The organism is Gordonia prachuapensis, assembly GCF_036350515.1.
Taxonomy (GTDB): domain Bacteria; phylum Actinomycetota; class Actinomycetes; order Mycobacteriales; family Mycobacteriaceae; genus Gordonia; species Gordonia prachuapensis.
The window spans coordinates 217,794-231,566 of sequence record NZ_JAZDUE010000003.1 but is presented as its reverse complement, the minus strand read 5'-3'; the positions used below and the strand labels follow the sequence as shown (position 1 = coordinate 231,566).

Below are 13,773 nucleotides of genomic sequence, written 5' to 3'. Positions count from 1 at the left end.
CGATCTGTTAGTCACCGGCGTCATTCATCACCGGCATCATTCATCAGCACTGTCGATCAATCGATCAGAAAGAGGTATCAATCATGACCACCATCGAGCGACCCGAGACCGATGCCCCGCAGACGAACCCGGCTGCCGAGTCACCGGCGAATCAGGCCCGCAACTTCGCGTCGCGCCCGATGACGGGCGACGAGTACATCGAATCCCTCCGCGACGGACGTGAGATCTGGTTGCATGGCGAGCGAGTCAAAGACGTCACCACCCACCCCGCCTTCCGCAACCCCGTGCGGATGACCGCACGCCTGTACGACTCGATGCACGAAGGGCCGCACAAGGATACGGTGACCGCCCCGACCGACACCGGCAACGGCGGGGTGACGATGCCGTTCTTCAAGGCGCCGACGAGTTCGGATGACCTCGTCAAGGAGCGCGACGCGATCGCCGAATGGGCGCGCATGACCTACGGGTGGATGGGTCGCTCACCCGACTACAAGGCCAGCTTCCTGGGCACCCTGCACGCCAACAAGGACCTCTACGCGCCGTTCGAGGCCAATGCCGAACGCTGGTACCGGGAATCCCAGGAGAAGGTTCTGTACTGGAATCACGCGATCATCAATCCGCCCGTGGATCGCCAACTCCCGCCGGATGAGGTCGGCGACGTGTTCATGAAGGTGGAGAAGGAGACCGACGCCGGGCTGATCGTCTCGGGCGCCAAGGTGGTGGCGACCGGCTCGGCCATCACCAATTACAACTTCATCGCCCACTACGGACTCCCCATCCGCAAGAAGGAGTTCGCGCTCATCTGCACCGTCCCGATGGACGCACCGGGGATCAAACTGATCTGCCGCACCTCCTACACCCAGCAGGCCTCGGTGATGGGTAGCCCGTACGACTACCCGCTGTCGAGCCGCATGGACGAGAACGACACGATCTTCGTCTTCGACAAGGTCCTCGTCCCCTGGGAGAACGTCTTCATGTACGGCGACGTGGATCGCATCAACGCCTTCTTCCCGCAGTCGGGATTCCTGCCGCGCTTCACCTTCCAGGGCTGCACCCGCCTCGCGGTCAAGCTCGACTTCATCGCCGGACTGTTGATGAAGGCGCTCGACTGCACCGGTTCCGGCGGGTTCCGCGGTGTCCAGACGCGGGTCGGGGAGGTCATCGGATGGCGAAATCTGTTCTGGACATTGAGTGATGCGATGGCCCGCAACCCGGAGCCGTGGATCGGCGACACCGTCATCCCGAAACTGGAGTACGGCCTGACCTATCGGATGTTCATGATGCAGGGCTATCCGCGCGTCAAGGAGATCATCGAGCAGGACGTGGCGTCCGGCCTGATCTACTTGCCGTCGAGCGCCGCCGACTTCAAGAGTCCCGATGTGCGACCGTACCTCGACAAGTACGTCCGCGGTTCCAACGGAATCACGGCCGTCGACCGGGTGAAGGTCATGAAGGCTCTGTGGGATTCGGTGGGCTCCGAGTTCGGTGGCCGACACGAACTGTACGAACGCAACTACTCCGGCAACCACGAGAACGTGAAGGCGGAGTTGCTCTTCGCCGCGCAGAACCGCGGCGGCGTCGATCAGATGAAGGGTCTCGCGGAGGCATGCCTGGCCGAGTACGACCTGGATGGCTGGACGGTCCCCGACCTCATCGGCAACGACGACGTCAGCTACTTCGGTCCGGCAAGCTGACCCGGCGCGCCTCACGCGGGTCCTCTCGGTGCGCGCGGTTCGTCTCGGTCCACGCGGGTTGTCGACGACCCGCGTGAACCGGGCCGAACCGCGTCATCCGGGACGACCCGCGATTACCGTCGACGATGTGCCTCACGATGACGGTGGACCCGCGGTTCTCGCCGACCTGCCCGCCTTGCTGACCGAGCACCGTCGCGTACTTGTCGGGATCATCGGACCACCAGGTGCCGGCAAGACCACACTCGCACGATCGGTGGTGGAGCTCGTCGACGACGCCTACGGCGTCGGTACCGGCGCGCTCGTCCCGATGGACGGGTTCCATCTGTCCAACCGGGTGCTCGACGACCTCGGGCGCTCCGATCGCAAAGGCGCTCCCGACACCTTCGACGCCGACGGGTTCGTCAGCCTCATCGAGCGGATCGCGTCCGACGACGACCGTCCGGTGTACTGCCCCGGTTTCGACCATTCGATGGGCGAACCGGTGGCAGCCCGTCTCGTCGTCGGCCGTGCCGCCCGCGTCGTCGTGGTGGAGGGCAATTATCTTGCGCTCGAGGATGACCCGTGGCGAAGGCTCCCGCACCTGTTGCACCGCATCTACTACATCGGCGCCCCCGCCGATGTGCGTCGTTCGCGACTGGTCGAACGCCATCACGCCGCCGGCAAGTCCCGCGCCGAGGCGCAGGCCTGGGTCGACGACGTCGACGAACCCAACGCCCGACTCATCGCGGCCACACGTCACCGCTGTGACATCGTCATCGACGACGCCCCTCCGCCGATCGGGTAGTTCGAGACCACCTTCCGCCGATCGAGTAGACCGAGGCGCCAGCCGAGACCACCTTCCGCTGATCGAGTAGTCCGAGGCGCTAGCCGAGGACGTATCGAGATCCCCCACACCAGGTTTCGATACACGCCGGGCTCGCAAGCTCGCACGCCGCTACTCAACCACCGAGGTAACCCCCGCTGATCGAGTAGTCCGAGGCGCCAGCCGAGGACGTATCGAGATCCCCCACACCAGGTTTCGATACACGCCGGGCTCGCAAGCTCGCACGCCGCTACTCAACCACCGATTAGGCACCGACCGCCGCTACCCAACCACCGACGTAACCCCCCGCTGATCGAGTAGTCCGAGGCGCCAGCCGAGGACGTATCGAGATCCCCCACACCAGGTTTCGATACACGCCGGGCTCGCAAGCTCGCACGCCGCTACTCAACCACCGGTTAGATACCGCACGCCGCTACCCAACCACCGACGTAACCCCCCGCTGATCGAGTAGTCCGAGGCGCCAGCCGAGGACGTATCGAGATCCCGCGCACCAGGTTTCGATACGCGCCGGGCTCGCAAGCTCGCACGCCGCTACTCAACCACCGGTTAGGTACCGCACGCGGCTACTCGACCACCGAACGGGCTTGCGCCTCAGCCGATCTCGATGAGCAGATCACCCGGCGCCACCTGGGTGACCTGGCCGACGGCGACGCGGGCGACCTTGCCGCCGATGGGGGCGGTGATGGTGGCCTCCATCTTCATCGCCTCGATGGTGCCGATGGCGGCGCCGGCGGCGATCTCGTCGCCGACGTCGACCGACAGCGAGACCACCCCGGCGAACGGGGCACCGATGTGGTGCGGGTTGGAGCGGTCGGCGCGTTCGGCAACCTCGACGGCCGAGTCGACCGAGCGGTCACGGACCTGCAGCGGACGCAACTGGCCGTTGAGGATGCACATCACGGTGCGCATGCCCTTCTCGTCCGGCTCGCTGATCGCTTCGAGTCCGATGAGCAGGTCGACACCGGGTTCGAGTTCAACGCGGTGTTCCTCGCCGTAGCGCAGGCCGTAGAAGAACTGGTTGGCCGACAGCCGCGACGTGTCTCCGTAGGTCTCGAAATGCTCATCGAACTCCCGCGTGGGACCGGGGAACAGCAACCGGTTGAGCGTCTGCTGCCGCTTGTGCCCGGGAGTGTCAAGAGCAGCGGAGTCGTCGTCGGACACCTCGGCGATCGCCGGCGCCTCCGCGCGGCCCTCCAAGGCGAGGGTGCGCAGCGGTTCGGGCCAGCCGCCGGCCGGGTCGCCGAGTTCGCCGCGCAGGAACCCGATCACCGAATCCGGGATGTCGTAACCCGACGGATTGGACGCGAACTCCTCGGCCGTGATCCCGCGCCCCACCAGCGCGAGCGCGAGGTCGCCGACGACCTTCGACGACGGGGTCACCTTGATCAGCCGGCCCAGCATGCGATCGGCAGAGGCGTAGGCCTCCTCGACGGCCTCGAAGCGGTTGCCGAGTCCGAGGGCGATCGCCTGCTGACGCAGATTCGACAGCTGACCGCCGGGGATCTCGTGGGTGTACACGCGACCGGTCGGTGCGGGTAGCCCCGATTCAAACGGCGCGTACACCTTGCGCAGCGCCTCCCAGTAGGGCTCGAGGTCGCAGACGGCCTGCAGGTCGAGGCCGGTGTCGCGCTCGGAATGTGCGGCTGCGGCCACGATCGCCGACAACGCGGGCTGGCTGGTGGTGCCCGCCAGCGCGGCGCTGGCACCGTCGACCGCCGACGCGCCGGCCTCCCACGCCGCCAAGTAGGTCGCCAACTGCCCGCCCGGGGTGTCATGGGTGTGCACGTGCACCGGCAGATCGAAATTGCTGCGGAGTGCGGACACCAGCTTGGTGGCGGCCGGGGCCCGCAGCAGCCCGGCCATGTCCTTGATCGCCAGCACGTGCGCGCCGGCCTCGACGATCTGCTCGGCCAGCCGCAGGTAGTAGTCGAGGGTGTAGAGGTCCTCGGCCGGGTTGGCCAGATCGCCGGTGTAGCTCATCGCGACCTCGGCGACCGCGGTGCCGGTCTCGCGGACCGCGTCGATCGCCGGGCGCATCTGATCGATGTTGTTGAGCGCGTCGAAGATCCGGAAGATGTCGATGCCCACGTCGGTCGCCTCGGCGACGAACGCGGTCGTGACCTTCGTCGGGTACGGCGTGTAGCCGACGGTGTTCGCGCCACGCAGCAACATCTGCAGACAGATGTTGGGCATCGCCTCACGCAGCTGCGCGAGGCGGTCCCACGGGTCCTCCTTCAGGAACCGCAGCGCCACATCGTAGGTCGCGCCGCCCCAGCACTCCACGGACAGCAACTGCGGGGTCATCGCCGCCACGTAAGGCGCGATCATCAGCAGGCCGCTGGTCCGCACCCGGGTCGCGAGCAGCGACTGATGCGCATCGCGGAAGGTGGTGTCGGTGACGCCGAGCCGCTTGGAATCGCGCAGATCGGCCGCGAACCCCTCGGGCCCGAGGTCCAGCAGTCGCTGGCGCGAACCGTCCGGCGGCGACGACAACGTCGCACGATCCAGCGCGGGCAACTTGTCGCGCGGATAGACCTTGGTGGGTCGTTCACCGTGCGGTTTGTTGACGGTGACGTCGGCCAGGTACGAGAGGATCTTGGTACCGCGGTCCGCCGACGACCGGGAGGTGAGCAGCCACGGCCGGTCCTCGATGAACGACGTCGTCACCCGCCCCTCGCGGAAGTCCGTGTCGTCGAGCACGGCCTGCAGGAACGGGATGTTGGTCGCCACACCACGAATGCGGAACTCCGCCACCGCGCGTCGCGCACGACGCGCCGCGGTCGCGAAATCCCTACCGCGACAGGTGAGTTTGACGAGCATCGAGTCGAAGTGGCCCGTCACCTCCGCGCCGAGCACCGCGCCGCCATCCAGGCGTACGCCGGCGCCACCCGGGCTGCGGTAGGCGGTGATCCGGCCGACGTCGGGCCGGAATCCGTTGGCGGGATCCTCGGTGGTGATGCGGCACTGCATCGCCGCGCCACGGATCTGCAGGTTGTCCTGGCTCAGGCCCAGGTCGTCGAGCGACTCGCCCGACGCGATCCGCAGCTGTGAACCGACCAGGTCGACGTCGGTGATCTCCTCGGTGACGGTGTGCTCGACCTGGATGCGTGGATTCATCTCGATGAAGACGTGCCGACCCTGCTCGTCGACCAGGAACTCGACCGTACCCGCACACGTGTAGCCGATGTGGCGAGCGAAGGCGACGGCGTCCGAACAGATCTTCTCCCGCAGCTCCGGCGACAGATTCGGGGCCGGAGCCAGCTCGATGACCTTCTGGTGGCGTCGCTGTACCGAGCAGTCGCGCTCGAACAGGTGGATGACATTGCCCTGGGTGTCGGCGAGGATCTGTACCTCGATGTGACGCGGATTGACGACCGCCTGCTCGAGGAACACCGTCGGGTCGCCGAATGCCGCATCCGCCTCGCGCGATGCGGCCGCGATCGCTTCCCCGAGGTCCTCGATCTTCTCCACCCGTCGCATGCCGCGGCCGCCACCTCCGGCGACCGCCTTCACGAACACCGGGAACTGCATGTCGGCTGCCTCGCGCAGGAGTTGGTCGACATCGGCCGACGGCTCCGAGGACGCCAACACCGGCAGCCCCGCGGCCTTCGCGGCCGCGACTGCGGTGGCCTTGTTGCCGGTCAACTCCAGTACGTCCGCCGACGGACCGACGAAGGTGATGCCGGCGCTGGCGCACGCCTCCGCCAGACCCTGGTTCTCCGACAGGAAGCCGTAGCCCGGGTAGATCGCGTCGGCGCCACAGCGCTGCGCGGCGCCGATCACCTCGTCGACCGAGAGATACGCACGAACGGGATGCCCGGGGGCACCGATCTGATAGGACTCGTCGGCCTTCAGCCGGTGAACGGAGTTGCGGTCCTCGTAGGGAAAGATCGCTACGGTTCTGGCTCCGAGTTCATAGGCTGCTCGGAAGGCGCGGATCGCGATCTCTCCGCGGTTGGCCACCAGGACTTTCTCGAACACTGGGCTCTCTCTCGTCACGCGCACACAACTGCGCTGGCTACACCGGCAACGAACGCTGGGGTGTACCAGAGTACTGGCTGAGCGGGCGGATCAATGCGTTGGATGCGGCTTGCTCCATGATGTGCGCCGTCCATCCGGTGATACGACTCATCACGAAAATCGGGGTGAACGAGGCGATGTCGAATCCCATCATGTGATAGGCGGGGCCCGTGGGGAAATCGAGGTTCGGCTTGATCCCGGTTCGCTCCGCCATGGCGGACTCGAGTTCGGAATAGATCTCACACCAACGGTTTTCGCCTGTGAGCTCCGCGACCTCGATCAACGCTTGTTGCATCGTCGGAACCCGGGAATCACCACGCTTGTAGACACGGTGTCCGAAACCCATCACTTTCTCTTTGGCATCGAGTTTGGCGTCGAGCCAATCGATCGCTCGTTCGGGGCGGTCGATCTCGATCATGTCGTACATGACGGCCTCGTTGGCGCCGCCGTGCAGCGACCCCTTCAATGCGCCGATGGCGGCGGTCACCGCGCTGTAGATGTCGGACTGCGTCGACGTGACCACCCGTGCCGCGAACGTCGATGCGTTGAAACTGTGTTCGGCGTAGAGCACCATCGACTTCTCGAAAGCCCGCACGATCACGGGATCGGGGACCTCGCCGAAGCACATGTTCAGGAAGTTCTCCGCGTACCCCAGCTCGAGGCTCGGTGCGATCGGGTCCTGACCGCGTCGCCGCCGCATGTCCGCGGCGACGATGGTCGGCAGGACCGCGAACATCCGCGACGACTTCTCGTAGTTCGCCGTAGGCGTACTGAGGTCCTCGTCCGGGTCCTCCGAGCCCAGGTAGCTGATGGCCGTGCGCACGACATCCATCGGATGGCACGACTCCGGGATGCGTTGGAGCAGTAGCTGAGTGGACCGATCGGTCCGTCGGTTGGCGCGCTCATGCTCCGTGAACCGGGCCAGTTCGGCCTCCGTCGGCAACTCGCCGTGCCACAGCAGATACGCCACCTGTTCGAACGAGCACTGCGCGGCGAGGTCCTGCACCGCGTAGCCCCGATAGGTCAGTGAATTGGTCTCGGGCACCACCTTCGAGATGGCCGTCGTGTCGACGACCACCCCGGCGAGACCTTTGTGGATCTTCGGGGCGTCCACCGCTGCTGCTGTGGTCATTTCGTGGCTCCCTCGAGAGTGAAGTTGAAGAGGTCGGAATCGAAGTCGTTGTAGTCCGCGTAGCGCAGCAACTCGTAGAGTCGGCTGCGGTGCTGCATCTGATCGACCAGTCCGGCTTGCGTTCCCTCCGAGACGATTTCGCGCAGACCTCGCTCGACCGCGCCCATCGCGATCCGCAGCGTCGTCACCGGGTAGATCACCGCGTTGTAGCCGGCATCCCCGAGTTGCTGTGTGGTGAACAGTTCGGACTTGCCGAACTCGGTCATGTTCGCCAGCAGTGGGACGTCGACGGCCTTGCGGAACTGTTCGAATTCGCTCAGATCGCGCAGGGCCTCGGTGAAGATCAGATCGGCGCCGGCGTCGGCATAGGCTTTCGCGCGGTCGATGGCCGAGTCGAGACTCTCTACTGCACGCGCGTCCGTGCGAGCGCAGATCACGAAGTCGTCGTCGCGGCGGGCCGACACAGCTGCCTTCAGTCGCTTGAGCATGTCACCCACCGGCACGACGTCCTTGCCGTCGAGGTGTCCGCACCGCTTGGGGTTCACCTGATCCTCGAGGTGACACCCGGCGAGCCCGGCGTCTTCGAGGGTCGCCACGGTCCGGGCTGCACTCATGGGCTCACCGAATCCGGTGTCCGCGTCGATCAGTGTCGGTAGGTCGGCGGCCCGGGCGATCGATCCGCCCCGGCCCGCGACCTCGGTGAGGGTGGTGAGCCCGATGTCGGGCAACCCCAAGTCGGCCGAGAGCACCGCACCAGAGACGTAGACACCATCGAAACCGACCTCTGCCACCAGTTTCGCTACGAGTGGTGAGAATGCTCCCGGCCAACGCTGGAGGGTCCCGGATGCGAGACCGGCACGGAGCGCCTGACGCTTGGCCGAGGCGGAGACGCTGGACGAGAAGAGACCGGAAACCGTTGTGTCAGAAAACATCAGAAGATCCCCCTACCTGTCTGCGGAGCCTTGTCGAGGACCGCCGGGAGGACGAGGGTGTTGAGCACACCGAGCCCACCGGCCGAGACGCTCTCGAGCTTCTCGACGTCGCCGAGGAAGCGGTCCTGCTCGTCGGTGTCGACGACGCCGTCGGCCATGGACCGGAACTTGGCGATGTACTGTTCGCGTCCGAAGGGGCGGGCACCGAGGGGGTGCGCGTCGGCGACGGCGAGTTCGTCGGTGATGACCTCACCGCTGCGGAGAGTGATGACCGCCTTGGCGCCGAAGGCCTTCTCGTTCGGGTCGATCGAGTGGTAGCGGCGGGTCCACTCCGGATCCTCGACAGTGGAGATCTTCTTCCACAACTCGATGGTCTCGGGCCGATTCGCGCGTTCCGGCGCGTAGGACTTCTCGTGGTCCCAGGTCCCGTCCTCGAGTGCGACGGCGAAGATGTACATCACCGAGTGGTCGAGGGTCTCGCGACTGGCGGTCGGGTCGAACTTCTGCGGATCACCTGACCCGGTGCCGATGACGTAGTGAGTGTGGTGGCTGGTGTGCAGCACGATCGACTCGATGTCGCCGAAGTTGGAGATCTTCTCCCGCATCCGGCGGGCCAGGTCGATCGGCGCCTGGCTCTGGTACTCGGCCGAGTGCTCCTTGGTGTAGGTGTCGAGGATGCCGCGCTTCTCTTCGCCGGGCGCCGGCAGCGGAATGGTGTACTCGGCGTCCGGCCCGGAGAGCAGCCAGGCGATCACGCCGTCCTCGCCCTCCCAGATGGGGGCGGGGGCTCCCTCACCGCGCATGGCACGGTCGACGGCCTCGACGGCGATCTTGCCGGCATGGGCGGGTGCGTAGGCCTTCCAACTGGAGATGAGACCCTTGCGCGACTGTCGGGTCGCGGTGGTCAGGTGTAGTGCCTGGCCGACCGCCTGGTAGATGGTCTCGGTGTCGAGGCCGAGCATCGTGCCCAGACCGGCGGCGGCCGACGGGCCGAGGTGGGCGACGTGATCGATCTTGTGCTCGTGCAGGCACATCCCCCGCACGAGGTCGACCTGGATCTCGTAGGCGGTGGCGAGGCCACGGATGAGGTCGTGGCCACTCGCCCCGACGTGCTGGCCGACGGCGACGAGAGCCGGGATGTTGTCGCCCGGATGCGAGTACTCGGCGGCGAGGAACGTGTCGTGGAAGTCGAGTTCGCGGACTGCGACGCCGTTGGCCCATGCGGCCCATTCCGGCGAGTAGCTGCCCTCGACACCGAAGACCGTCGCCCCGGGCGTCGCGGCGTGCGCCTGCGCCTGCCGCCGAGCCGACGTCACCGGCCGGCGGATCACCGATGCGGCGCTGACCGCGGCGTTGTCGATGATGCGGTTGATCACCATCTCGCGGGTGTCCGCGCCGACCTCGACCGGGTCTGCGGCGACCTCGGCGATCTTCTGGGCGAGGTGTTCGGACTGCGGGAAGTCCTCGGAACTGCGGTGGGTGCGGACGGAGTGATTGATCATGTCCGCACCGTACGCAGGCCTGTTGTCAGTTGAAAAGACCTGGCAGATGCATATTTTTGCGGACGCAAGGACCGAGTTTTGCGAATGTTGTGGATGATCGTTGTTCTATGCTGGCGTCATGTCCCGACCATCGGCGAGTTCTGCGCGGCGGATGTTCGTCGGCGCGCGGCTGCGTCGGCTCCGGGACGAGCGTGGACTGTCGCAGGCGGCCTTGGCGCGTCGGATCGATCTGTCCACCAGCTACGTCAATCAGCTGGAGAACGACCAGCGTCCTATCACGGTGCCCGTCCTGCTCACCCTGTCGCGTGAGTTCGATCTGGAGGCCGATTACTTCGCGGCCGAGGGGGACGCCCGGTTGGTCGCCGATCTCTCCGACGTCCTCGCCGCGCAGCCGGACACACCGGACGTCAGCCGTGCGGAGATCTCGGAGTTGGTCGCTCGCATGCCCTCGGTGGGGTCGACCCTGGTGAGTCTGCACCGACGGTTGACCGCCGCCGAGAACGAACTGGAGACCTATCGCGCCCAGGTGACCGGCGACCCGGCACGACCCGCATCGACTCCGATGCCCTTCGAGGAGGTGCGGGACTTCTTCTACGACCGCCGCAACCACATCGAGGTGCTCGACGAGGCCGCAGAACAGATCTTCGCCGACAACGGCCTGTCGATCGGAGGTCTCGACCTCCAGCTCGCCGAGCTACTCGACCGTGACCACGGCATCCGCGTCGCTATCGCCCACGACCGTGATCCGCAGGCCCGCGCCCGGACACCCAAGCGCCGTTTCGATCCCGACGAGCGGGTGGTGCATCTCGCCGGTCGCCTCACCGCCGGGCAGCGCGCCTTCCAACTGGCGACGCAGTTGGCACTGCTCACCCAAGCGGATGAGATCGACGCGATCGTGGCGGGGGCGGAGGACCTCAGTCGCGAATCGGTTCCGGTCGCGCGGATCGGTCTGGCGAACTACTTCGCGGGCGCGCTGCTACTCCCCTACGACATCTTCCGGCGCGCAGCCGAGGCCGCGCTCTATGACATCGAGCTCCTGAGCCTCGGATTCGAGGTCGGCTTCGAGACGGTTTGCCACCGGCTCTCGACCCTTCAACGGCCGGGCAGCCGCGGGATCCCGTTCATCTTCGTCCGCGTCGACCGGGCGGGCAACATCTCCAAACGGCAGTCCGCCACGGCATTTCACTTCTCCCGCGTCGGCGGCAGCTGCCCGCTGTGGGTGGTCCACGATGCGTTCGCCACCCCCGGCCGGATCGTCACCCAGGTGTCGTCCATGCCCGACGGACGGTCGTACTTCTGGCTGGCCCGCACGACCACCGAACACGACGGATACCTCAGCCCGCACAAGAGTTTCGCGATCGGCCTCGGCTGCGACGTCACCCACGCCGAGCGTCTGGTGTACTCCACCGGCGTCAACCTGTCCGACCCGCGCACCGTGGTTCCGATCGGCGCGGGGTGCAAGGTGTGCGACCGCCCCGCCTGCCCACAGCGTGCCTTTCCGCAACTCGGCCGGCCGATCCACGCGGACCCGACGATCAGCGACTCGGTGCCCTACCGCCCCGACCCGTCATTCGACGAACCGACGACGTAACGCACACCACATCGGATTCCGACGTCCCCGGTGGGGCCCACCGAACGTCAGGAGAATCCGATGAATCGTGCACCCAGAATCGCCGCCACCGTCGCCGCGGCCGGCCTCGCCGCCACCGGTATCGGCGCCGTCGCGGCGCCATCCGCAGCCGCCGCCCCCACCACCACCCTCTGCTCGTTCACCTACCCGAATCCCAACCTGCCCCTGATCTGGGCCGAGAGCACCGCCAGCGCCACCCCGACAGCGCCCGGCAAGGTGACACTGCGCCTCACCACCGATTCCCGGTCGTTCATCGGGTACTCACAGCAGTTCCGGGTGAGCTGGGCCAACCTCGACACGGGCTACAGCGGCGTGGCCAACACGACGGCACGCGTCGTCGGTTCCGAGACTGTCCTCACCATCCCCGACGTGGCCACCGAGCCCGGCCGGATCGCGCTCGTCCTCGGCGCCATGAGCACCGGAACCCTCAACCCGAACAGTGTCAGCACCGAGGACTGCAGCGCGGAGTACACCGTGTCCTGACCCGACGTTCGCGATACTGCCGCGACACCGCGCACTCCGACTCGATACCGTGAACGTTCGGAGGTGTGTGAGTAGTGAGTGCGATGTGTCGGCCGGTGGACGAGGACCCTGGCGCCGTCGCCGTACCCGAACGTCATCCCCGGCTCGCCGTCACCATCCTGTGTGCCGCCGGGATTGTCGTGGCCCTGATGCAGACGATCATCGTCCCGTTGATCCCACAGCTGCCGACCTTGCTCGACGCCGACCCCGGCAACACGGCGTGGGCGCTGACCATCACCCTGCTCGCGGGATCGGTCATCACACCCATCGGCGGCCGCCTCGGCGACATGTACGGCAAACGCCTGATGCTGGTGGCGAGCATGGGCTGTGTCGCGGCCGGTTCCGTGGTCTGCGCGCTGTCGACCTCGCTACCTCCGTTCCTGGTGGGACGCGCACTCCAAGGCTTGGGCTTCGGCACGATCGCCCTGGGCATCAGCGTGATGCGTGACATCGTGCCGCCGCGACATCTCGGCTCCTCGGTCGGGACGATGAGCGCGTCGCTGGGGATCGGCGGGGCGCTGGGTCTGCCGTTCGCCGCCGCCATCGCCCAACAGGTCAGCTGGCATGCACTGTTCTGGGCGTGCGGCGCGGCCGCCCTCGCCGGTGCCCTGGGGATCGCGCTCACCGTCCCGGAGAGCCCGACCCGCACAGGCGGCCGTTTCGACCTGCTCGGTGCCCTCGGGCTCGCCGCGATGCTGGTCTTCCTCCTGTTGCCGCTGTCGAAGGGTTCGACGTGGGGGTGGGCCTCGCCGCTGACGCTCGGGATGTTCGCCGCCTTCGTGGTGGTCGGTGTCGCGTGGTGGTTCGTGGAGCGTCGCGGGTCCAACCCGCTCATCGACCTACACGTGGCGACCCAGCGGCCGGTTCTGCTGACCAATATCGCCTCGATCGCGACCGGGTTCGCCTTCTACTCGATGCAGCTGATCCCCATCCAGCTGCTGATGGCCCCGACATCCGGACCCGACGGGCTCGGCCTCGACATGCTCACCGCCAGCCTCGTGCTGGCGCCCAGCGGCATCCTGATGTTCATGTTCTCCCATGTCAGCGCCCGGCTGACCGCCGCCTTCGGCCCACGCGTCTCGCTGGCGACCGGCGGCATCGTGATCGGCGCGGGGTACATCGTCTTCATCGTCGCCCTGAGCGGGCCCTGGACGATGAACTGGGGCATCATGCTCGCGGTCGCCTGCTTCATCGGCGCGGGCCTCGGGGTGGCCTACTCGGCGATGCCGGCGCTGATCATGCAGTCGGTCCGGGTGGAGCAGACCGGCGAGGCCAATGGCGTGAACGCGCTGATGAGAGTGGTCGGGACGTCGACGTCGGCCGCCGTCGTCGGCATGATCCTCACCTGGTCGATGCTGTCGGTCCCCGACGCCGACGGCACTCCGGTCAGTGTCCCGTCCGAGACCGGATATCTGTGGGCGTCGTCCATCTCGCTGGGTGCCTGCGTACTCGCGATCGTCCTCGCCCTGGCGATTCCGCGTCGGCCTCCGATCACCGTGCAGAACGTGTGAGTGGACG

9 protein-coding genes are annotated in these 13,773 nt (G+C 66.7%); 5 read left to right on the top strand and 4 right to left on the bottom strand.

Annotation, left to right across the window (positions count from 1 at the left end; genetic code table 11):
* Positions 1 to 83 precede the first annotated feature (83 nt).
* Positions 84 to 1,694 carry a 4-hydroxyphenylacetate 3-hydroxylase family protein gene (locus V1Y59_RS05160; RefSeq protein WP_330503762.1) on the top strand — a complete coding sequence of 537 codons (1,611 nt, stop codon included), beginning with the start codon at positions 84 to 86 and terminating at the stop codon, positions 1,692 to 1,694.
* Between the two features lie 127 nt (positions 1,695 to 1,821).
* A complete protein-coding gene (locus tag V1Y59_RS05155; RefSeq protein ID WP_330503761.1) occupies positions 1,822 to 2,478 on the top strand; it encodes a nucleoside/nucleotide kinase family protein in 657 nt (218 codons plus the stop codon).
* 630 nt (positions 2,479 to 3,108) lie between these two features.
* Here V1Y59_RS05155 and V1Y59_RS05150 read toward each other — a convergent pair.
* The 4 genes from V1Y59_RS05150 to prpD are packed head-to-tail and all read right to left on the bottom strand — an operon-like array spanning position 3,109 to position 10,103.
* On the bottom strand, positions 3,109 to 6,498 hold the full coding sequence (locus tag V1Y59_RS05150; RefSeq protein ID WP_330503760.1) for a pyruvate carboxylase: 3,390 nt from the start codon (positions 6,496 to 6,498) through the stop codon (positions 3,109 to 3,111).
* Positions 6,499 to 6,535: 37 nt separating this feature from the next.
* The gene (locus V1Y59_RS05145; RefSeq protein ID WP_330503759.1) at positions 6,536 to 7,669 is read right to left on the bottom strand and encodes a bifunctional 2-methylcitrate synthase/citrate synthase; all 1,134 of its coding nucleotides are present in this window, start codon (positions 7,667 to 7,669) and stop codon (positions 6,536 to 6,538) included.
* Positions 7,666 to 8,601 carry a methylisocitrate lyase gene (gene prpB, locus V1Y59_RS05140; RefSeq protein ID WP_330503758.1) on the bottom strand — a complete coding sequence of 312 codons (936 nt, stop codon included), beginning with the start codon at positions 8,599 to 8,601 and terminating at the stop codon, positions 7,666 to 7,668. The genes V1Y59_RS05145 and prpB overlap by 4 nt, the downstream gene beginning before the upstream one ends.
* Positions 8,601 to 10,103, bottom strand: a complete 1,503-nt coding sequence (gene prpD / locus V1Y59_RS05135; RefSeq protein ID WP_330503757.1) for a 2-methylcitrate dehydratase PrpD — start codon at positions 10,101 to 10,103, stop codon at positions 8,601 to 8,603. Before prpD ends, prpB begins: the two co-directional genes overlap by 1 nt.
* Positions 10,104 to 10,221: 118 nt before the next feature.
* Between prpD and V1Y59_RS05130 the strand changes: the two genes are divergently transcribed.
* From V1Y59_RS05130 to V1Y59_RS05120, 3 genes are all read left to right on the top strand, one after another.
* A complete protein-coding gene (locus V1Y59_RS05130; protein ID WP_330503756.1) occupies positions 10,222 to 11,694 on the top strand; it encodes a short-chain fatty acyl-CoA regulator family protein in 1,473 nt (490 codons plus the stop codon).
* Positions 11,695 to 11,754: 60 nt separating this feature from the next.
* Complete coding sequence (locus V1Y59_RS05125; protein WP_330503755.1) at positions 11,755 to 12,216, top strand: hypothetical protein; 462 nt, start codon at positions 11,755 to 11,757, stop codon at positions 12,214 to 12,216.
* An 83-nt stretch (positions 12,217 to 12,299) separates the two neighbouring features.
* A complete protein-coding gene (locus tag V1Y59_RS05120) occupies positions 12,300 to 13,766 on the top strand; it encodes an MFS transporter (RefSeq protein WP_330503869.1) in 1,467 nt (488 codons plus the stop codon).
* Positions 13,767 to 13,773: the final 7 nt, after the last annotated feature.